Here is a 20,231-nt window from a genome sequence, read left to right as displayed (position 1 = left end):
GGTGATATGTTCAAGAAGGTTTTAATTGCTAATCGTGGGGAGATCGCTAGGCGGATTATAAGAACGTGTAAGCGACTAAATGTTCAAACAGTTGCAGTGTATTCAGAGGCTGATGCTGCCAGTCTTCATGTTAAAGATGCTGATGAAGCATATTGTGTAGGAAAGCCGCCTGTTGCACAGAGCTATTTAAATATTGATCGTATCCTTGAAATTGCACAGGAAAGCGGTGCAGATGCTGTTCATCCAGGCTATGGCTTATTATCAGAGAACGCTGATTTTGCTAAGCGTTGTACAGAAGCAGGCCTTACATTTATTGGACCGAGTGCGGATGTTATTGCCTCGATGGGAAGTAAATTAGAGGCACGAAAAACGATGAAGGCAGCAGGTGTACCGATTGTAGAAGGTGTAGAAACACCTATTGCAAATGTAGAAGAGGCAGTTGCAATTGCTGCACGTCTTGGCTATCCAGTGATGTTAAAAGCTTCTGCTGGTGGTGGCGGTATCGGTATGCAGCTTGTTGAAAATTCTGAGGAGCTTGCAAAGGCATTTGAGGGAAATCAAAAGCGAGCACAGTCATTTTTCGGAGACGGCACAATGTATATGGAGCGATTTATTGCCAATCCGCACCATGTTGAGGTTCAAATAATTGCAGACCATCATGGCAATGTTGTACCACTCTTCGAACGTGAGTGTTCAATCCAGAGGAGAAACCAAAAAGTAGTGGAGGAGGCACCATCTCCCTTCATTTCAGATGAAACAAGAGAGCGTATGCTAGAAGCGTCCGTCAAGGCAGCAAAGCATATTGGATATGTGAATGCTGGTACGATTGAATATCTAGTAGATGCGAATCAACAATTTTACTTTTTAGAGATGAATACACGTCTACAGGTGGAGCATCCCGTAACAGAGGAAATTACAAAGCTGGATCTGGTGGAGGAGCAATTAAAGATTGCAGCAAAACAGCCGTTAACGTTTACACGAGAGAGCATTCGTAAAGAAGGGCATGCAATTGAAGTACGCATATACGCTGAAAATCCTTCCACGTTTTTCCCTTCGCCCGGTATTATCACAGCGCTAGAGCTACCTCAGGGAGAAGGTATTCGACATGAATGTGGTGTAGAGGCAGATTCAACGGTAACACCTTTCTATGATCCAATGATAAGCAAGTTAATTGTGTGGGGAAATACACGCGCAATTGCATGTGAAAGACTTATTCAAGCACTTCAAACTTATAAAGTGGAAGGAATTCAAACAAATATTCCAATGCTCTTGAAGACAGTTACACATGAACAATTTTTAAAAGGCAATACAACGACTAAATTTGTGGATGAATATTATTTACCGCAATTAGCACAGTCAAAATAAAAAATATTCAAAGCATTCGCACCCTCTTCTAACGCGTGCGAATGCCCTACTTAAAATTAGGAGTGATGGACAATGGCAACAGTAAAAGCAAGCATGGCGGGAACAGTATGGAAAATCGTGGTGGCAGAAGGAGAAAAAGTGACAGCTGGTCAAGATGTAGCAATATTAGAATCCATGAAAATGGAGATTCCAATTGCGGCAGAAGAGGATGGCGTGGTTACAAAAATCATTGCCAATGAAGGGGATTTCATTAATGTTGATGATGATATTTTAGAAATTGAATAAGAAGGGGGCTTCTGGATGCAACTACCAACACATGTAACGATCAAGGAAGTAGGCCCTCGTGATGGCTTGCAAAATGAGAAGACTCATCTATCAACTGCTGACAAGGTACAGCTAGTAAATTTACTTAGTCATACAGGTTTGAATTATATAGAGGTCACATCCTTTGTGCATCCAAAATGGATACCGCAATTGGCAGATGCAGTAGAAGTGCTTCAAGCCATTAAACGGCAAAAAAATATTACGTATGCAGCACTCGTACCGAATATGCGCGGCTTAGAGCGGGCATTGCAGGCAGAAGTAGATGAAGTGAGCGTTTTTATGTCAGCCAGTGAAAGCCATAATCAAAGCAATATAAATAAAACGATTAAAGACACATTTCCGATAATAGAGGAAGTAGTTACAGGGGCCAAGGCAGCTCATAAAAATGTGCGTGGATATATTTCAACAGTGATAGGCTGCCCCTATGAAGGTTACATACAACCAGAAAAGGTTTTGAGAGTGACTGAAAAATTATTAGAAATGGGTGTCGATGAAATTTCACTTGGTGACACGATTGGCGTTGGCGTGCCGACTCAGGTTGAAAGCTTATTAAACGAATTGCTAAAAAGGTACCCTGTAGAGCATTTTGCTATGCATTTTCATGATACACGAGGTACTGCACTCGCTAACATCCTAAAATCCATAGAAATGGGCATAACAAAATTTGATAGTGCACTTGGTGGGCTAGGGGGATGTCCATATGCTAAGGGAGCTTCAGGCAATGTAGCCACGGAGGATTTATTGTATTTATTGGATGGAATGGGTATTAAAACAGGTGTAGAGATGAATAAAGTGCTAGAGGCGGCATTTTTTATAGAAAAGAAACTTGGAAAGACTGTTGCATCTAAACAGATGACAATTGTCCGTAATGAAAGGAGTGCGATTCAATAATGACGCAACTCGTTCGTTTTGAAATAGTAGAAGGAAGCATTGGACTTATAACACTAACAAGACCTGACGCTGCAAATGCGATGTCTGTCCAACTACTAAAAGAGTTAGGTGCAACACTTGATCACATCAACGGAGATTCAGCAGTGCGAGTAGTGCTATTAACTGGTGCTGGGGAAAAGGCATTTTGCGCAGGTGCCGATTTAAAAGAGCGTAAGGGTATGTCTGATCAACAGGTTAGGCAGATTGTCCAGTTAATTGGTGCAACTGTAACGAAAGTAGAGGCACTTTCCCAACCTGTCATTGCTGTATTAAATGGTGTCGCCTTTGGAGGTGGTCTAGAGTTAGCGTTAGCATGTGATTTACGTATTGCTGCTAAACATGTAAAAGTCGGACTTACTGAGACATCTCTTGGCATTATTCCAGGAGCAGGCGGCACGCAGCGACTTCCACGTTTAATCGGCTTAGGAAAAGCAAAAGAGTTAATCTATACAGCGCGTCGATTAAGTGCTGAGGAAGCTAAGGACTATGGCATTGTGGAGTACGTTTACGAGGGCCACGAGGTACATGCTAAGGCAATACAGCTTGCACAAGAAATGGCTAAAAATGCTCCGCTTTCCTTAATTCAGGCAAAATTAGCGATGAATCAGGGGGTTGAGGTGGATTTAGCAAGTGGCTTAAAAATCGAATCGCTCGCATATAGTGCTCTGATCCCTACACAAGATCGATTAGAGGGTTTGCTTGCTTTCCAAGAAAAGCGCACACCACAATACTCAGGGAAATAATATGGAACTGTAATTAACATTCTGTTGCTGCTGTATAAAACAGATGCAGCAAGGATGGTTGTGGTGGATTGTAGGAGATAGTTTATCTGCATTCAGTAAATGTCTTTTGTATCGAAAGCAAAGCGGCAGCTACAATTACGCCAAGGCGAAATTGATATTTTGTAAGAAACCAAAAGGCCACTAAATGCCATGATATTATGGCATAACTGATTGGGCAAAGGGAGGAATTAACATGAGCAATATTTCGACAGATAATTCAACTACACTAAAGGATAAAATTTTAGCAGGTGGTTTACCGAAATATCATGATAAAAATGCACAACAAGGAAAGCTCTTTGTACGGGAACGACTGGAATTATTACTAGACGATGGATTACAATCAGAGGATGGTCTCTATGCGAACTGTTTAGCAGGTGATTTGCCAGCAGATGGTGTAATAACGGGGATCGGTAAAATACATGGTCGTACTGTCTGTGTATTAGCGAATGATTCAACAATTAAGGCGGGCTCTTGGGGTAAACGTACAGTAGAAAAAATGATTCGTATTCAAGAAACAGCTGAAAAGTTAAACTGTCCATTACTTTATCTAGTTGATTCAGCAGGTGCTCGTATTACAGACCAATTAGAGATGTTCCCTGGACGAAGAGGTGCAGGGCGTATCTTCTACAATCAAGTAAAACTTTCTGGGAAAGTACCACAAATATGCCTATTGTTTGGACCATCCGCAGCTGGTGGCGCTTATATTCCTGCCTTTTGCGATATCGTTGTCATGGTAGAGGGCAATGCATCCATGTATTTAGGTTCTCCACGTATGGCAGAAATGGTTATAGGGGAAAAGGTAGATTTAGAAACAATGGGTGGTGCAAAAATGCACTGTTCAGTTTCTGGCTGTGGAGATGTACTCGTTAAAACAGAGCAGGAAGCCATTGCATATGCTAGAAAATATTTAGGCTATTTCCCAAATAACTATGCAGAACGTAGCAGGGTCGAAGAGGCAAAACCACCCGCATCATTTGATAAGTCCATTGAAGAATTAATTCCTGAAAATCAAAATGTTCCTTTCGACATGTATAAATTAATCGATCGGATTATTGATGAAGATTCATTTTGTGAAGTTAAAAAATTATTTGCTCCAGAATTAATAACGGGGCTTGGTCGTATTAAAGGACAATCGGTTGGCATCATTGCAAACCAGCCTCGTGTAAAAGGAGGCGTATTATTCCACGATTCGGCTGATAAAGCTGCTAAATTTATTTCCCTTTGTGATGCGTTCAATATACCGCTCCTTTTCCTTGCAGATGTACCAGGTTTTATGATTGGAACGCAGGTTGAAAAGGCTGGCATTATCCGCCATGGTGCAAAGATGATATTTGCAATGAGCGAGGCAACAGTTCCAAAGCTGACGGTCATTGTTCGTAAGGCATATGGGGCAGGATTGTATGCCATGGCAGGCCCAGCATTCGAGCCGGATTGCTGTATTGCACTAACCAATGCTCAAATAGCCGTAATGGGACCTGAGGCAGCAGTGAACGCTGTATATGCCAATAAAATTGCAGAGCTTCCGAAAGAGGAGCAAGCAAGCTTTATTGCGGAAAAACGCAAAGAATATCAGGAGGAAATTGATGTTTATCGTTTAGCCTCAGAGCTAATCATTGACGATGTGATTGCGCCGAATGATTTAAGAACAGTACTTGAATCACGTTTAGAGCTATATATGTCAAAATACTTATTATTCTCAGAACGTAAACATGGAGTAAATCCAGTATAAAAGCATTGGAGAGACCTTTCCCTAATGCTAGGTTTGTGCAGAAATCCCGTAGATAAACGACAAGGCCGGCTCAATGGTATGAGTCGGCTTTTTGAAATCTGTCTAAACATGCTTAAATATAAACCTAGCTTAATATATTTCTTGCATGGGAATGGGAGGCATATTAAAATATGGGAAGAATCTAAAGGAAGTAGGGTTGTTTAGGCATGCAAAAAAATAATATTTCTAATATGCAAGGTGATGCCAAACTCCCATTGCCTTATCGTTCATGGATTGATACATATTATTCTCCCATAAAGATAATAGGGTGGGTAATTTTTTGTATCTACTCATTTATTGCTTTTTATAAATTAGTCATTGATCGTCTAGTAGACGTCATCCTAGTTTTATGGAAGGACGAATACTCACTCGTTGAATTAGGTCTGTTTGATTATAGTGACTGGCGATTAACCACAAATTTTGTACCCTTTGAAACTATTCTACGCTATATAAACTACTCTCAGTATTTTAATTTGGAAATCATAATTATTAATTTACTTGGCAATTTATTAATATTTACACCAATGGGTTTTTTGTTGCCTTTGCTATCCAAAAGGTTTCGTAAAGCTTGGGCAGTGATTTGTGTAGGTTTTTTATCCAGCTTAGCAGTAGAAACGATACAATTTATTTTTACGGTTGGCTCTGCAGATATTGATGATTTAATTTTAAATACGCTTGGTGCATGGTTTGGTTATCTAGCCTATAAAAGTATCCTTATTAAACCTAAAAAAAAATAGTAGAAACAGTCTATGCCAAAAGACTGTTTTTTTGTATGGAATTAACACTATTTGGAAGGTGAAAAAAGTATTAAGTTTCGTAGAAATGTTATAATTAAAAGAAAATATAGGATTTTATAAAGGTATTTATACCTATGTTAATGAAAATTGATTATTTCTTTAGGAGGTTAGTAGTAATTTATACTTGAATTTAATATAGAAAATTCCGATAATGAGTGTACAGAAATTGTTCAGGTGGTAGAGATATAGTTAATAGAGGGTTATTATCATATCTAATATTTAACTTGCATATTAAGTAAGAAAGCAGAGGTGATTATATGAAAATATCAAGTTTAATAGAACATGAAAGAATTTCACCTTCAAATCGCAAGAAAGTATTACAGCGAAAAGAAGCAGGGGATGCCTATCGAAAAAATGCTTTGTATTTTCAGCCAAAGAAAAATCCAATATTGCAAGAGCTTGAGAATTTATTATTAGGACAAAAAGATTTAGACCTCTACGAGCAACAAAAAGAGGAATCACAGGAAGTCACGCCCCACCAACAAGCCATTTTTCAAGAGATGGAACAAACAAAAAAGAATGTGCTGGCTCATGAACAAGCAAATAAGATGGTCAGCAGTGAGGGGGTTGAATCAATTTCCTCCTCCCAGCTATCAGATGATGAAGATGTAGTTGGAATAAATCCCGAAAATACATTGCGAATTTTAGAGCAGGTACGGAATGCAGCATTAACACCAGTACAGCCTTCCTCCCAAGATTTACGTATAGCGGCAAGTGCAAATGCGCAAATTCAACAAATTCAGGCACAATTACAGGGGCAGGAATTCAATCAAAATGTAATAACTGACAACGAGCCTGCTTATTTAAATGAAGTCATTGAGGTCAAAGTACCAGAACGTTTTTCGAAGGAATTGATATTAGATCCATTTGCAGATACAATTTTCGGTAAGAGCTATGGGGAGGCATTCAAGGCACGGACATTTAAACATGCTTCTGAAAAATATGCTACCCATATTCAAATGGCGAAAAACGGCTACCGACTAGGGAATGAAGCTACGTTCTCGATGATAGCTTAAGGTTGCAGATGGGAGTTTTATGATGGCAAAGGCAAAACATGCTAAGACGAATGCTATACGATTGTTAGAGCAACAAAAAATACAATTCGAAGTAATTGAATATGAAACCGGGGATGGTCAAGTAGATGGTATTTCAGTCGCTGAAAAAATTGGCCATCCAGCTTCTCGCGTTTTTAAAACATTAGTGGCAAAGGCAAGCGCGCAAAAGCTTTTTGTATTTGTTATTCCTGTTGCTCAAGAGCTTGATTTAAAAGCTGCTGCTAAGGTTGTAGGAGAGAAAAAAATTGAAATGCTTCCTGTCAAGGAGTTACTGAGCTATACAGGCTATGTCCGTGGTGGCTGCTCACCTGTAGGCATGAAAAAGCTTTATCCAACAGTCATTGACGCATCGGCACAAGAGCAAGGCGATATTATTGTTAGCGCTGGTAAAATTGGCATGCAAATCCATGTACAATTAGCTGATTTAATTGCTGTCACGAAAGCAAAGCTGGAAGCGATTACAACTACCCATGAATGAAAGGTGGGTAGTTTTTTATTTGAATTTAATAACCATTTCTTTGTTAAAAAGAACCGCTCAGAAGGCCAAATAAATTGCTCGGCTAGTGAGGAGAACTGCTCAGGAAGAGAAGAAATCCGCTCGGCCAGCGAGTAGAACCGCTCAGCTATAGAAACAACCCGCTCGGCCAGCAAAGGAAACTGCTCAGGAAGCCAAAGAATTCGCTCAGCCAGCAAGGAAAACCGCTCAGGTAACCAAAGCTTTTTTATAAGAGAAGGCAAGACACATCCCCTCGTTTTTTGTAGAAACTGTGGTACAGTTAGAGCAATCATACATAGATAGAGAGGGTTATGAAATGCAAAAAGTTATGGGGTGGCGTTGGGCATTTTTTATAGGCGGCTTAATAGTTATGTCCCTTGGGATTACTATGTCTATTAAGGGGAAGATTGTAGGGACAAGCCCATGGGATGTGTTGCATGTGGGTTTATTCCAAAACTTTGGTTTATCGATTGGGACGTGGTCTATTTTAACAGGCCTTTTTATTGTTGCTTCGACCTCAATTGTTTTACGACAATGGCCGAAGATAGGAACATGGCTCAATATGCTATTAATTGGATTATTTATAGATGTTTTTAATTGGCTATTGCCATCAACGAATATATATAGCTTACAGGTTACTTATTTTGTGATAGGTTTATTTGTTTTAAGTTTTGGCTGTGGCATGTATATTGCACCCAATATGGGAGCTGGGCCACGTGATACATTGATGATGATTCTGGTTGAAAAATTTGGCGGGACCATTAAAACGGCGAGAATGGGTATAGAGGTGTTAGTGACAATTTTTGGCTGGTTGCTTGGAGGTCCTGTTGGTGTAGGGACAGTGGTGATTGCTTTAACATCAGGCTATATTGTGCAATATTCATTACCTTATTGTCGAAAGCTTTTAATGAAGTGTATTGGCAATATTGAGGATATGAAGCCTTTCTATTAAATAGGAAGCTACTTTTATCATAAGGGATAGAAGTAGCTTCTCATTTTTTTTGCTGTTGTTTCATATAATGCAGGGCATAGGGTAAAGGAGGAGCGGTATTGAATGGAAATGTGACCTATTATTTTGGACACGCATTGACAGGGCAAGGAATTAAACAATTATATAAAGAAATGATGGATGAGGCGGAATTGGTTTATCTTTTGCAGGGTGCTCCAACAATGAAGGGGTCGGAGCTTTTAAAAGAGCTTGGTTATTTTTACGTCAAGCAAGGCTTTGCTGTAGAGTGGTTCAAGGACGCGCTGTTGGAGGATGTTGTAGAGGCGGTATTTGTTCGAGGGTGTAATCGACTCTATATTTGGTCATCTGAATGGGGCATTGAACCGACTTTTCTTGGAACAAAGCATCGTGTGCTATCATTTTATGATTGTTTAGAGGACCTCCAGCTCGAGAAAGTTGGCGAACAGCTTGCTGAGGCAATGAAGGAACGAGAGTTATGGCGTGATAAATGTATCGCTATGCTAAGTAAAGCCATTAAGATTCATGACGATTGGGAGATTGTCACACAAAGCTGTATGAATTGGCAAGCATTAAATGATCAAGTGGAAATGTTAAAAACAAACATTTTTCAATCAATCATTTTAAATAAACCTGGACTACGCACACATCGCTTACTAGGAACATTAACACCAAGAGGCGCTGAAAATACAGTAGAGAGTATGACTAAAAATTTAACTCGCCGATTAATGATAAAAGGGAAGCCAGGAACAGGTAAATCTTCCTTGATGAAGGACTTAGCAGATGAGGCCAATAAGAGAGGGCTAGATACACAAATTATTTGGTGCGGTTTGGATGCAGGCTCTGTTGATATGGTCATTATCCCGGAATTAAATTTCTGTATATTTGATAGTACAGAACCACATGTCTTTGATCCACAGGATGGCAGACTGGGGGATGAAATTTTTGATATAGGAAAACATTGTGCATTATCACAGGATGCAGAAGTTTTAATCGAAGATATCCGGGCAAAGTATAAAGAGGCTATACAAGATGCAATGGGGTACTCCAAGCGATATGCAGAAGCGGAGTATACTGTTCGGCGTTTATTAGACCATTGTTTATCTACTTCACTTTGGCGGGAAAAAACTGCTCCACTTTTCGAAAGATTAACAAAGTAATTTTTCAATTGGTGTGCTTATGCTACACTAGGAGCTAGAACAGTTTTCCTAGGAAAGGATGATACGCTTGTCAAAAGTATTAAATGCATTTTTAGATGAAAACCTACAAGACTTAAGAGACCAAGGCTTATACAACGAGATTGATCCAGTAGAGGGAGCCAATGGACCTGTTATTCAGGTGCGCGGCAAAAATCTTATTAACTTGTCCTCAAACAACTATCTTGGCTTAGCAACAAATGAAGAATTGAAGCGTATTGCCAAAGAGACAATTGATAAATATGGTGTCGGAGCAGGTGCTGTTCGTACTATAAATGGTACGCTTGATCTACACGTTAAACTGGAAGAAAAGCTTGCTGAATTTAAAGGGACAGAAGCAGCTATTTCCTATCAATCAGGCTTTAATTGTAATATGGCAGCGATTTCAGCTGTAATGGATAAAAATGATGCGATTCTTTCAGATCAATTGAATCATGCTTCTATTATCGATGGTTGTCGTTTATCAAAGGCGAAAATCATTGCGTTTAATCACTCTGATATGGATGATTTACGTGCGAAGGCAAAAGCAGCAAAAGAATCTGGATTATACAATAAAATTATGGTCATTACTGATGGCGTTTTCTCCATGGATGGCGATATTGCTAAACTGCCGGAAATTGTGGAGATTGCAAAGGAATTTGATTTAATTACGTATGTAGATGATGCGCATGGCTCAGGTGTTACTGGTAAAGGAAAGGGTACAGTGAAGCATTTCGGTTTAGAAAAAGAAATCGACTTCCAAATTGGTACACTTTCTAAGGCGATTGGCGTTGTTGGCGGGTATGTCGCAGGTAAGAAAAACTTAATTGACTGGCTAAAAGTACGCTCACGTCCATTTTTATTCTCAACAGCATTACCGCCTGGCGATGTGGCAGCGATTACGGCGGCAGTACAAATGTTAATTGATTCCACTGAGCTTCATGATAAACTTTGGGAAAATGGCGATTATTTAAAATCAGGGCTTGCTAAGCTTGGCTTTAATATTGGGGAATCCGAAACACCAATAACTCCATGTATTATTGGCGATGAAAAGCTGACGCAGGAGTTCTCACAGCGTTTATTTGAAGAGGGCGTTTATGCGAAATCAATCGTTTTCCCAACGGTTCCAAAAGGTACAGGTCGTGTTCGTAATATGCCTACAGCGGCTCATACAAAAGAAATGCTGGATAATGCACTCGCAATTTATGAAAAAGTAGGTCGCGAACTAGGCGTTATTCAATAAAAAAGGGTTGCCTCTTCGTGAGGTACCCTTTTTTATATTTAAATGGATAGAACCCTCAAAGTGACGGATAGGTAAACTGGATCAACGGATAGAACCCTCAAAGTGATGGATAGCTAGAGTGAATCAATCTATTAAAACGCTCAAAATGGATAAGCGCTATTTTGAATGAATGATATTTGCGGTGTTTAGCTGTTTGATGCGTTCATCTGTCACATGCAATGATTTTAAAATTTCCTCATTATGCTGCCCTAATGTTGGAGCGGCTTTTGTTAGCTGTCCAGGGGTCTGAGAAAATTTCGCTGGGAAGCCTAGTGTACGCATTGGCCCAGCCGTTGGATGCTCATAGGACAGGACCATGTCACGCTCCAAAATATGAGGGTCATTCAATGTTTGATCGTAGGAATAGATGGGGCTAGATGGTACACCATATTCATCTAAAAGCTGAAGCCAATATGCAGCTTTATGCTTGACTAATTCACTTTCGATTTCTTCCTCCAATGCTTTAACATTTTGAGCCCTCAAGTAGTTTGACGCGAATAGTGGATTACTCAGCCAATCTGGACGATGGACGACTTTGGTGGCAAAAATTTCCCATAGCTTTTGATTACCTGCACCGACTAAAATATAATCATCCTGTGTTTTAAAACCCTGATAAGGTGCAGAAACACGATGCGCAGTGCCTGTTCGCTCAGGGAGCTGGCCTTGTCCAAAGTAGGCTGCAGCCTCCCAAACCGTCCATGCCAGTCCAGACTCTACTAAGGAAACATCAATATATTGTCCTTCACCGCTACGCAGCTTGTAAATATAGGCCATTAAAATAGACTGTAATGCTGTTTGAGCAGCCGCAATATCGTTTACAGCAAAGCCAACCTTTACTGGTCTGCCATCTGCCTCACCAGTCATATGCATTAAGCCACTAAGTCCTTGCGCCATAATATCGTAGCCGCCTTTTTGACTATAAGGACCTGTTTGACCATAACCTGAAATAGAGCAATAAATAAGGCCAGGATTCATATCTTTTAGTGTTGCATAATCTATCCCTAATTTTTTTGTGACGCCAGGCCGATAATTTTCCACAAGCACATCTACCGATTGGATAAGCTCTTTAAATAGTTCTAATCCCTCAGGTGTTTTTAAGTTCAAACAAACACCTTTTTTATTACGATTAACCATCATATACATATGGCTTTCTTCATTAATAAAGGGACCCATTGTACGTGTGTCGTCTCCATTGGGATACTTCTCAATTTTAATGACTTCAGCCCCCATATCTGCTAATACCATTGTGCAGTATGGACCAGCAAGCACCTGTGATAGATCAACAACTTTTAAGCCTTGCAATGCTTGATTCATTTTTCATCGACTCCATCTTTTTTCACTAAAGTAATATTTCGTAGGGCTGGAAGGGAGGTTGCGCCTGCTAAAGCAATGGAAACTTTCAATTCATCGTATAGATTCGTCATGACTTTTTCCACTCCCTGCTGTCCAGCTAACGCCAGCCCATAGACAAAAGGACGACCAATGGCTACTGCATCTGCCCCTAAAGAAAGTGCTTTTAGGGCATCCATGCCACGATACACGCCACTATCTAAAATGATTGGAATTTGTCCATTTACCGCTTTGACAATCGCAGGAAGCGCATCAAGTGATCCTACTACACCATCCAGTTGGCGCCCCCCATGATTTGAAACAATAATACCATCGATACCATTTTCTATAGCTAGCTTTGCGTCTTCAGGATGTAAAATACCTTTTAATAAAATAGGGAGATTAGATCGGCGCTTTAATTCACGTACATTTTCCCAACTTAAGGTAGGATGGAAAACATTTTGCAACACACCCTGGACGTAGGATTCAAATGATTCATCTGGCAGGGAAGCCATAAAAACAGGATCATTGATATAGTTTCCTCTTGCATAGCCTAGCTTTAAAGGCGAAAATTGGTTGCGTACATCCTCTTCACGCCAGCCAAGCATAACTGTGTCGACTGTAAGAACGATTGCTTCAAAGCCAGCAGTCTCTGCTCGAGCGGCCATACTATAAGCAATTTCCTCGTTGGTAGACCAATATAACTGAAACCATTTTGTAGCCGTAGGTGCAGCTTGTGCAACCTCTTCAAGTGCAAAGCTAGAAACTGTACTTTGTATATAGGGTATTTTTAATTGTTGAGCAGCGCGAACAACTGCAAGCTCTCCATCATCATGCACCATTTTATTCATGCCAACAGGTGCAAATAAAAAGGGTGTTGGATATGTTTTTCCGAAAAGCTTTATCGAAGTGTCAACATTGGAAACATCATTTAAAAAGCGGGGCACAATGGAATACTTTTCAAAAGCAGCACGATTATTGCGCAATGTTTGTTCGCCTCCTGCACCAGAGCGTATGTAACCAAAAGGTCCAGCTTCCATTTTTTCCGCTACAGCCTTCTCTAAATCAGCAAAACAAATAGGGAAGGGAGCTTGGGCAGTTATATTTTTTAATAGAAGGTCTCCATTAGTTGTATTTGTCATCGTCACTACCTCACTTATTTATTAAAAATGGGCTTTCTTTTGTTTAAAAATGCCTGTATGCCTTCGTTATAATCTTCTGAGCTAAAGGAGTCGAGAATGATTTGAGCTAACACATCATTTTCTTCATTTTCTCCATCTACAATAGCTTGAATAATTTTTTTTATGCCTGCATTGGCGACAGATGATTTACTTAAGAGATGCTCAGCGAATTGCAATGTGGCATTTTCAATATCCTCTGGCTCATGTAGGGCAGTAATCAAGCCAATGCGCTTTCCTTCTTCAGCAGTAAAAATGTTTGCTGTGTATAAAATTTCCTTTGCCTTAGCAACTCCAACAATATTGATAAGACGCTTGGTACTTTCAAGATTATAGACAATTCCGATGTTTGCTGCAGTGATACCTAATTTACTTTTGGGTGTAGCAATTCTAAAATCGCAGGCGTTTGCTAACTCTAAGCCACCGCCAATCGCTAAGCCCTGTATCATAGCTATGGTTGGGTGCGGAAATTTATAGAGTGCATCAATTGCCTTTAATGCTAAATCATTATATACTTTCGCGTTGTCAGCAGCATAACGAATATCTAAAAACTCACTAATATCTGCCCCCGAAGAAAAAGCAACTTCATTTACACCGCGGACAATTAAAAGTTTAATCGAAGGGTCAGAGCTTAAATAATAAAGCTCATTCAAAATAGCCTGAAACATTGCCCTTGATAAAGAGTTACGTTTCTCAGGACGATTAATCACTAAAGTTGCTATATAACCATTTTTCTCTACATAAATTTCATTTGTCACAGTGCTCCTCCTTAATCCTTCTTAAGTTTTGCTGCAAATCGATTGCCAATAGATTGAATACTCTGAACAAGGATGATTAAAATAAATACAGTCGCATACATAACATCGACCTCATAGCGTAAATGACCATAACGGTATGCAAGATCACCTAAACCACCTGCACCAACCATACCTGCCATTGCCGTTGCTCCAATAAGACCAATTGTGGCAATGGTTAAGCCTAAAATAATAGAAGGGCGAGCCTCGCGTAATAAAACATTCCAGATGATATGACGGCGTTTAATGCCCATTGCTGTATAAGCCTCTACAACACCTGGGTCCACTTCTAAAAGTGCTGTCTCCATCAGTCGTGCGATGTAAGGTGCTGTATAAACAACAAGTGGTACAATGACACCTTTCACACCAATCGTTGTCCCAACAATTAGCTTTGTAAACGGTAAAATAAAGAAGAGTAAAATGATAAATGGAACGGAGCGAATTATATTAATGAATAAATTGAAAAATTGATAAAGAAATTTATTTTCGAAAGATTGACCAGGACGTGTTAAAACAATTAAGAGCCCTAACGGAATCCCAATGACAACGGAAAAGAATAAAGAAATTCCGACCATTTGGAAGGTTTCAATAATTGATTTCCCAATAACATCGGACCAATCTGTAAAGAAGCTTTGAATACTATTCATTTTGTTCGCCTCCTAATTCTTCTACGGCTACTCCATTTTCGGTGAAATACGTTAATGCCTTTTGTACAATTTGTGCTTCACCATTTAAATGAACGACAATATTTCCGACAATGCCGTTTTTTAATTCAATAATATTGGCAGTTAAAATATTTGGCTGAACATCGTAAACTTTGCTGACCTCTGCCAATAACGGTTTTCCAGTACTTTCGCCGAGAAATGTTAGACGAATAACACTCCCTGAAACATTGAGCTGCTGAATAAGGGAAGGGGATAGATTACGCTGTGAAATCGTGCTCAAGAACTTTCTCGTTGTTGGATGCTGTGGCTTCGCAAAAAGATCAATAGCTGAACCATACTCCACAACTTTCCCTGCCTCAAGAACAGATACATCATCGCAGATTTTTTGTATGACATTCATTTCATGCGTAATGAGTAAAATAGTAATGCCTAGCTCACGATTAATTTTCAATAAAAGCTCGAGAATGGCTTCTGTTGTTTCTGGATCAAGTGCACTAGTCGCTTCATCACTTAGTAAGATTTCTGGTTCTTGTGCCAACGCACGTGCAATAGCAACACGTTGTTTTTGACCACCTGAAAGCTGACTTGGAAAGCTCTCTAATTTTTCTGTTAAGCCAACAATTTCAGCATATTTCGCCACACGATTTTTCACTTCGGTATCGTTATAGCCAAGTAGCTTTAATGGGATAGCAATATTGTTATAAACGGTCGCAGTTTTTAAGAGATTAAAATGCTGGAAAATCATCCCGATTTTTTGACGGGTTTTACGAAGATCATTAAGGGAAAGGGAAGTAATATCCACATTGTTGATCCAGACTTTTCCTGTAGTTGGACGTTCCAATAGGTTAACACAGCGAATAAGTGTGCTTTTACCTGCACCACTATAGCCAATAACCCCATGAATTTCACCTTTTTTAACATGAAGGTTAATCCCATCAACTGCTCTGACAATACCTTTCTTTGTTTTAAATTCTTTAGATATATTTTCTAATCGAATCATCTGGATGTCTCCTTTCTAAAAAGCAAGAATCTGCTCGCTTTCCCAAAGGAGTCTCGCAGATTCTTATTTTATCCTGCTTAATGGGCTGGAAAATTCCCTCTTCAAGAACAAATAATGCTGATAAGGAATCTAACAGCGGTATAAGCCTGATTTAATCAGTGGAAGATGGGGAAAACCCTGTTTTATTTTTTGGCTACTTACCAGCTTGCAATTACAGAACCCTTAAATTCATCTTCAATAAATTTGCGTACTTCATCAGATTGATAAGCTTCAACAAATTTTTTAATCGTTGGATCATTCTCATTTTCAGCACGTACTACAATATAGTTTACATAAGGAGAGTCAGTAGATTCTAAAAGGATAGAATCTTTTTTAGGATTAATGCCAGCCTCCAGCGCAAAGTTTGTATTAATAGCTGCTACATCAACCTCACTAAGTTGTTTTGGAATTTGGGCAGCCTCTAACTCTATGAATTTTAAATTTTTCTTGTTTTCTTCAACATCTCGGATAGACGCTGTTAGCCCAGCACCTTCTTTTAATTTAATATAGCCAGCCTCTTGCAGAACAAATAATGCACGGGCACCGTTTGTCGGATCGTTTGGTAAACCAAATGTTGCTCCGTCTGGTATTTCATCAAAAGATTTATATTTTTCAGAGTAAACACCCATTGGATTCAGAATAGTTTTTCCAACTGGTACTAAGTCTGTATCGTGATCTTTATTAAAAGTATCTAAGAAAGGCTCGTGCTGATAGCTATTTGCATCAAGATCACCTTCAGCTAACGAGGTATTAGGTAAAACATAATCAGAGAAGGATTTAAGCTCTACTTCCAGGCCTTTTTCCTTTGCCACTTTTGCCGCAACCTCTGCAATTTGTTCATGTGGACCAGAAGTAACACCTACTACGATCTTATTTTCATCAATAGCCTTACCTTGGTCTTCTTTACTATCTTCTTTTGTACCGCAACCTACTAACGCTGCTGCTAATGTAAGACCTGCTAAGCCTAATAAAAATTTGTTTCGTTTCTTCATGAAAATGACCTCCAAAGTTTGTTTTATCGATTTTTAAAAATAAAAAAACTCTCTTATAAACTAAGAGAGGCTCATGAAAAAACGTCCTCTCTTATCTATCAAACGATGATCGTTTGCAGGATTTAGCACCTTCCTTTAAAAAGGAGGTTGCCGAGCTTCATAGGGCCAGTCCCTCAGCTACTCTTGATAAGAGATATATAGTATTTTTATAAATCCGATAGAACTAATATAAATTATAGGTTATTATTAGTCAATAAATATTTTGATTTTTTATTGTATTTAGTGGGTATTTATTGTCCACTAAATCAAGATAAAGCCACAGAAAATAAAGTAGCAAAAAGAGGTGTAGAGATGTCTATAAGAGTAAATTATGGAGTTGGAGCATTTGGAAAAGTCATTAGTGCTCGTATTTTAATGGGGACTGATATGATCGAGGGAATAGAGGCTATCTGTCAAGAGAACGATATTGAGTCAGCTACCATTGTTAGTTGTATTGGTAGTTTGCAAAATAGTAGTTTTGTTTATTTAGTACCAGATGAGATCTCTAAAATCAATGTCCGTTTCAGTGAAGTGATAAAAAAAGAGGGACCACTTGAATTTATTCAAGGTGCTGGTGTTGTGTGTAAACGTGATGGAGAATATGAGACGCATCTTCATGGATCAATGAGTGATCAATGGGGTCAAGTATCAGGAGGACATTTGATAAAGGGCGGAAATATTGTGATTACGGCCGATATCGTTTTGGCAGAGGTACAGGACGTTCAGCATATACGCAAATTTGATGATGAAACAGGACATATTCAATTTTATCCCTTAGAAAAAGACTTACAGAGTCCAAGAAAGATTGAGAAATGAAAAAACTGTTCTATGGCATTGCTGTAGAACAGTTTTTATTGAATTTGTTTATATAAATAAATTTAATTGTTCGATTCGATTTATAGCTTCACGTAAACGTTCTTCGCTTACAAGTAAGCCAACACGGACATAGCCCTCGCCATATTGCCCAAAGCCATTTCCTGCTGCTACAGCAATATCTGCTTTGTCGAGTAAGAGATCTGCAAATTGTTCACTTGTATAGCCTACTGGAACAGGGAGCCATGCAAAAAAGGAGCCCTTAGGTGCAGTTACGTGCCAGCCAATACGCTGAGCCTCCTCAATTAGGACATTGCGTCGACGTTCATAAGTAGCTCTGAGCTCATTTGCACATTCCTGTGATGCTGAGAGTGCAATCGCCGCTGCTTGTTGTACAGCAGGGAATTGACTACAAAATAGATGGTCTTGTATTAAATTGATAGCAGCAATAATATCAGCATTCCCAACTGCAAAGCCAATGCGCCAGCCTGCCATATTGTATGTTTTGGATAGAGTGTACATTTCTATTCCAACATCTTTAGCACCATCTGCCTGTAGGAAGCTAACAGGTTTTTTTCCATCAAATCCAATTGCCCCATAGGCAAAATCATGTGAAACGATGATATTATGCTCTTTTGCAAAGCGAACGGTTTCCTCGAAAAATTCAATTGTTGCTGTACCACCAGTCGGGTTATTAGGGTAATTCAAATACAGAAGTTTCGCCTTTTCTTTTATATTATCAGGTAAAGCTGCGTAATCAGGGAGGAAGCTATTTTCTGCAAAAAGTGGCAGTACCTCAAAATTTACATCTCCTAATACGACACCTGATAAGTAGTCAGGATAGCCAGGATCGGGTAATAGCATTGTATCGCCAGGATTTAATATTGCTAAAGGTAGTTCAACAAGACCAATTTTTGTACCACCAAGAATAGCCACCTCTGTGTCAGGATTAATGTCTACATTGTATTCACGTTTGTAGAAATCTGCCGCAGCTTGGCGTAATTCAGCAATGCCACGAAATGGTGGATATTTATGATTAAGAGGATTTTCGGCTGCCTCCTGTAGAGCCTTAATAATATGTGGAGGGGTAGGTTGATCAGGATTTCCCTGCCCAAGATTAATTACGTCGCGCCCCTCTGCCAAGGCTGCATTTACTTTTTGCACAAGTGCTGCAAAAAACTGAGTTGGGAGTTGCTGTATTTTTTTTGAGAATTCCATGCACATTCACCTTTTTCAGAATATAATAATTATTATTAAAGAATATGATGCAAATACTATTACTTTTTTTACTACTTGTCTAGACCCTTTATTGGCAAAGGCTTTGAAAGTCTCTGAAAACCATAGGCGACCAAATCATAAGTTACGATGGTACGATACGAGATACGGCACCAATTGAAGTTACTACTCTTACAACAAAGCGGCAACATCGAATGATTAACTAACTGGATTAATTTAAATTAGTCTAGAATTAAATATTGTATAATGGAATGTGTAAAAGCGAAAACAAACTTAAAAATATCTAAAGGAGGAAATGGGATGAAAATTGGCTGTATTCAATTGAATGTAGGCTTTGGCAAAGTAGATGAAAATTTTGCCCGAGCTGAGGAGAAGATTCGAGAAACGGCAAATCAAGGTGCAGAAATTATTGTATTACCAGAAATGTGGAATACAGGCTATGCACTTGAGCGTTTACCAGAGCTAGCGGATGAAGATGGGGTGCGTACGAAAGCCTTTTTAGCAAGTTTGGCAAAGGAACTTAGTGTACATATTGTGGGCGGCTCTGTTGCAACAAAAAAGGGCGATAAATTTTACAATACAATGTATACGTTTGATAAAAATGGTGAGCTAGTAGGTGAATATAGCAAGGTGCATCTCTTCCGTTTAATGGACGAGCATTTATATTTAGAGGCAGGCAATGAGATGAATCGCTTTACGCTTGGAGATATAGAGGCAGCGGGGGTAATTTGCTATGATATCCGTTTCCCTGAATGGCTTCGTGCCCATGCATTAGAGGGAGCAAAGGTTTTATTTGTACCAGCACAATGGCCAACACCTCGTATCGACCATTGGAAAACTTTACTGCAAGCGCGTGCCATCGAAAATCAATGCTTTGTTATTGCGGTAAACCGTATTTCCAAAAAGGTAGAAAACTTCAATGGTCAGTCTATGATTATTCAGCCATGGGGAGAGGTTCTTTGGGTTGGCGCTGATGATGAAGAAGTGGCTGTTATTGACGTAGACCTTTCTATTGTTGATGAAGTCCGAGGCAGAATTCCAGTTTATGATGACCGCAGACCTGGGCTATATAGTGGCGTAACTGTGAACAACTAATGATTGGTAGTAAGCTCAAGAAGCAGAGCGACTTGAGCTTACTAGCCCCCGAGCGAAACAGCGGAGCCCCCGAGCGAAACAGCGGAGCCCCCGAGCGAAACAGCGGAGCC

Annotated in this window: 20 protein-coding genes and 1 riboswitch; of the genes, 13 read left to right on the top strand and 7 right to left on the bottom strand. The window is 39.5% G+C overall.

Features of this window, described 5'->3' with window-relative positions; genetic code table 11:
- The first annotated feature begins 6 nt into the window (after positions 1–6).
- The 11 genes from AC2CGN_RS12045 (at position 7) to AC2CGN_RS11995 (ending at position 10,902) form a co-directional block, all read left to right on the top strand.
- A complete protein-coding gene (locus AC2CGN_RS12045) occupies positions 7–1,365 on the top strand; it encodes an acetyl-CoA carboxylase biotin carboxylase subunit (protein WP_484514036.1) in 1,359 nt (452 codons plus the stop codon).
- Positions 1,366–1,437: 72 nt separating this feature from the next.
- A complete protein-coding gene (locus tag AC2CGN_RS12040) occupies positions 1,438–1,650 on the top strand; it encodes an acetyl-CoA carboxylase biotin carboxyl carrier protein subunit (protein ID WP_031418413.1) in 213 nt (70 codons plus the stop codon).
- A gap of 15 nt (positions 1,651–1,665) precedes the next feature.
- Positions 1,666–2,580, top strand: a complete 915-nt coding sequence (locus AC2CGN_RS12035) for a hydroxymethylglutaryl-CoA lyase (RefSeq protein WP_429980163.1) — start codon at positions 1,666–1,668, stop codon at positions 2,578–2,580.
- Positions 2,580–3,362, top strand: a complete 783-nt coding sequence (locus AC2CGN_RS12030) for an enoyl-CoA hydratase (protein ID WP_429980164.1) — start codon at positions 2,580–2,582, stop codon at positions 3,360–3,362. Before AC2CGN_RS12035 ends, AC2CGN_RS12030 begins: the two co-directional genes overlap by 1 nt.
- Before the next feature lie 232 nt (positions 3,363–3,594).
- Positions 3,595–5,130 carry an acyl-CoA carboxylase subunit beta gene (locus AC2CGN_RS12025; protein WP_429986650.1) on the top strand — a complete coding sequence of 512 codons (1,536 nt, stop codon included), beginning with the start codon at positions 3,595–3,597 and terminating at the stop codon, positions 5,128–5,130.
- A 206-nt stretch (positions 5,131–5,336) separates the two neighbouring features.
- Positions 5,337–5,906 (top strand): VanZ family protein, encoded by a 570-nt coding sequence (locus tag AC2CGN_RS12020; RefSeq protein ID WP_429980166.1) that lies wholly within the window; start codon positions 5,337–5,339, stop codon positions 5,904–5,906.
- Between the two features lie 317 nt (positions 5,907–6,223).
- The gene (locus AC2CGN_RS12015; RefSeq protein WP_484514032.1) at positions 6,224–6,982 is read left to right on the top strand and encodes a putative metalloprotease CJM1_0395 family protein; all 759 of its coding nucleotides are present in this window, start codon (positions 6,224–6,226) and stop codon (positions 6,980–6,982) included.
- Positions 6,983–7,004: 22 nt separating this feature from the next.
- Positions 7,005–7,499 carry a Cys-tRNA(Pro) deacylase gene (gene ybaK, locus AC2CGN_RS12010; protein ID WP_429980168.1) on the top strand — a complete coding sequence of 165 codons (495 nt, stop codon included), beginning with the start codon at positions 7,005–7,007 and terminating at the stop codon, positions 7,497–7,499.
- Between the two features lie 334 nt (positions 7,500–7,833).
- Complete coding sequence (locus tag AC2CGN_RS12005) at positions 7,834–8,469, top strand: YczE/YyaS/YitT family protein (protein WP_429991016.1); 636 nt, start codon at positions 7,834–7,836, stop codon at positions 8,467–8,469.
- 98 nt (positions 8,470–8,567) lie between these two features.
- The gene (locus AC2CGN_RS12000; protein WP_484514030.1) at positions 8,568–9,644 is read left to right on the top strand and encodes a nucleotide kinase; all 1,077 of its coding nucleotides are present in this window, start codon (positions 8,568–8,570) and stop codon (positions 9,642–9,644) included.
- A gap of 58 nt (positions 9,645–9,702) precedes the next feature.
- On the top strand, positions 9,703–10,902 hold the full coding sequence (locus AC2CGN_RS11995) for a glycine C-acetyltransferase (RefSeq protein WP_429984228.1): 1,200 nt from the start codon (positions 9,703–9,705) through the stop codon (positions 10,900–10,902).
- Between the two features lie 156 nt (positions 10,903–11,058).
- Here the strand turns inward: AC2CGN_RS11995 and AC2CGN_RS11990 are convergent, their stop codons facing one another.
- The 6 genes from AC2CGN_RS11990 to AC2CGN_RS11965 all read right to left on the bottom strand — a co-directional run bounded on the left by AC2CGN_RS11990 (position 11,059) and on the right by AC2CGN_RS11965 (position 16,938).
- Entirely contained in the window at positions 11,059–12,255 is a 1,197-nt protein-coding gene (locus AC2CGN_RS11990; protein WP_429984229.1) for a CaiB/BaiF CoA transferase family protein, read from the bottom strand.
- Positions 12,252–13,412, bottom strand: coding sequence for an alpha-hydroxy acid oxidase (locus AC2CGN_RS11985; protein WP_429984230.1), 1,161 nt, complete (start codon positions 13,410–13,412; stop codon positions 12,252–12,254). The genes AC2CGN_RS11990 and AC2CGN_RS11985 overlap by 4 nt, the downstream gene beginning before the upstream one ends.
- Before the next feature lie 14 nt (positions 13,413–13,426).
- Positions 13,427–14,206: an enoyl-CoA hydratase/isomerase family protein gene (locus AC2CGN_RS11980; RefSeq protein WP_429991014.1), complete on the bottom strand. Its 780-nt coding sequence runs from the start codon at positions 14,204–14,206 to the stop codon at positions 13,427–13,429.
- 11 nt (positions 14,207–14,217) lie between these two features.
- On the bottom strand, positions 14,218–14,889 hold the full coding sequence (locus AC2CGN_RS11975; RefSeq protein ID WP_054772083.1) for a methionine ABC transporter permease: 672 nt from the start codon (positions 14,887–14,889) through the stop codon (positions 14,218–14,220).
- Positions 14,882–15,907: a methionine ABC transporter ATP-binding protein gene (locus AC2CGN_RS11970; RefSeq protein WP_429988548.1), complete on the bottom strand. Its 1,026-nt coding sequence runs from the start codon at positions 15,905–15,907 to the stop codon at positions 14,882–14,884. The genes AC2CGN_RS11975 and AC2CGN_RS11970 overlap by 8 nt, the downstream gene beginning before the upstream one ends.
- Positions 15,908–16,104: 197 nt before the next feature.
- Complete coding sequence (locus AC2CGN_RS11965; RefSeq protein WP_286924135.1) at positions 16,105–16,938, bottom strand: MetQ/NlpA family ABC transporter substrate-binding protein; 834 nt, start codon at positions 16,936–16,938, stop codon at positions 16,105–16,107.
- A gap of 88 nt (positions 16,939–17,026) precedes the next feature.
- Positions 17,027–17,131, bottom strand: a riboswitch (SAM riboswitch).
- A 158-nt stretch (positions 17,132–17,289) separates the two neighbouring features.
- On the opposite strand from AC2CGN_RS11965, the gene AC2CGN_RS11960 reads away from it, so the two are divergent.
- Positions 17,290–17,793 (top strand): PPC domain-containing DNA-binding protein, encoded by a 504-nt coding sequence (locus AC2CGN_RS11960; RefSeq protein WP_484514025.1) that lies wholly within the window; start codon positions 17,290–17,292, stop codon positions 17,791–17,793.
- A gap of 48 nt (positions 17,794–17,841) precedes the next feature.
- On the opposite strand, the gene AC2CGN_RS11955 is transcribed toward AC2CGN_RS11960, so the two are convergent.
- The gene (locus AC2CGN_RS11955) at positions 17,842–19,008 is read right to left on the bottom strand and encodes an aminotransferase class I/II-fold pyridoxal phosphate-dependent enzyme (RefSeq protein WP_484514023.1); all 1,167 of its coding nucleotides are present in this window, start codon (positions 19,006–19,008) and stop codon (positions 17,842–17,844) included.
- Between the two features lie 318 nt (positions 19,009–19,326).
- On the opposite strand from AC2CGN_RS11955, the gene AC2CGN_RS11950 reads away from it, so the two are divergent.
- Positions 19,327–20,121: a carbon-nitrogen family hydrolase gene (locus tag AC2CGN_RS11950; RefSeq protein ID WP_484514021.1), complete on the top strand. Its 795-nt coding sequence runs from the start codon at positions 19,327–19,329 to the stop codon at positions 20,119–20,121.
- The last annotated feature ends 110 nt before the right edge of the window (positions 20,122–20,231 follow it).

It is taken from the genome of Lysinibacillus sp. DFXJR4 (assembly GCF_057196045.1).
This window is presented reverse-complemented; position numbering and strand designations above follow the sequence as displayed.

Coding starts and splice junctions, on each gene's coding strand:
- AC2CGN_RS12045 (WP_484514036.1), top strand. CDS start 7: ATGTTCAAGAAGGTTTTAATTGCTAATCGTGGGGAGATCGCTAGGCGG.
- AC2CGN_RS12040 (WP_031418413.1), top strand. CDS start 1,438: ATGGCAACAGTAAAAGCAAGCATGGCGGGAACAGTATGGAAAATCGTG.
- AC2CGN_RS12035 (WP_429980163.1), top strand. CDS start 1,666: ATGCAACTACCAACACATGTAACGATCAAGGAAGTAGGCCCTCGTGAT.
- AC2CGN_RS12030 (WP_429980164.1), top strand. CDS start 2,580: ATGACGCAACTCGTTCGTTTTGAAATAGTAGAAGGAAGCATTGGACTT.
- AC2CGN_RS12025 (WP_429986650.1), top strand. CDS start 3,595: ATGAGCAATATTTCGACAGATAATTCAACTACACTAAAGGATAAAATT.
- AC2CGN_RS12020 (WP_429980166.1), top strand. CDS start 5,337: ATGCAAAAAAATAATATTTCTAATATGCAAGGTGATGCCAAACTCCCA.
- AC2CGN_RS12015 (WP_484514032.1), top strand. CDS start 6,224: ATGAAAATATCAAGTTTAATAGAACATGAAAGAATTTCACCTTCAAAT.
- ybaK (WP_429980168.1), top strand. CDS start 7,005: ATGGCAAAGGCAAAACATGCTAAGACGAATGCTATACGATTGTTAGAG.
- AC2CGN_RS12005 (WP_429991016.1), top strand. CDS start 7,834: ATGCAAAAAGTTATGGGGTGGCGTTGGGCATTTTTTATAGGCGGCTTA.
- AC2CGN_RS11995 (WP_429984228.1), top strand. CDS start 9,703: ATGATACGCTTGTCAAAAGTATTAAATGCATTTTTAGATGAAAACCTA.
- AC2CGN_RS11990 (WP_429984229.1), bottom strand. CDS start 12,255: ATGAATCAAGCATTGCAAGGCTTAAAAGTTGTTGATCTATCACAGGTG.
- AC2CGN_RS11985 (WP_429984230.1), bottom strand. CDS start 13,412: ATGACAAATACAACTAATGGAGACCTTCTATTAAAAAATATAACTGCC.
- AC2CGN_RS11975 (WP_054772083.1), bottom strand. CDS start 14,889: ATGAATAGTATTCAAAGCTTCTTTACAGATTGGTCCGATGTTATTGGG.
- AC2CGN_RS11970 (WP_429988548.1), bottom strand. CDS start 15,907: ATGATTCGATTAGAAAATATATCTAAAGAATTTAAAACAAAGAAAGGT.
- AC2CGN_RS11965 (WP_286924135.1), bottom strand. CDS start 16,938: ATGAAGAAACGAAACAAATTTTTATTAGGCTTAGCAGGTCTTACATTA.
- AC2CGN_RS11960 (WP_484514025.1), top strand. CDS start 17,290: ATGTCTATAAGAGTAAATTATGGAGTTGGAGCATTTGGAAAAGTCATT.
- AC2CGN_RS11955 (WP_484514023.1), bottom strand. CDS start 19,008: ATGGAATTCTCAAAAAAAATACAGCAACTCCCAACTCAGTTTTTTGCA.
- AC2CGN_RS11950 (WP_484514021.1), top strand. CDS start 19,327: ATGAAAATTGGCTGTATTCAATTGAATGTAGGCTTTGGCAAAGTAGAT.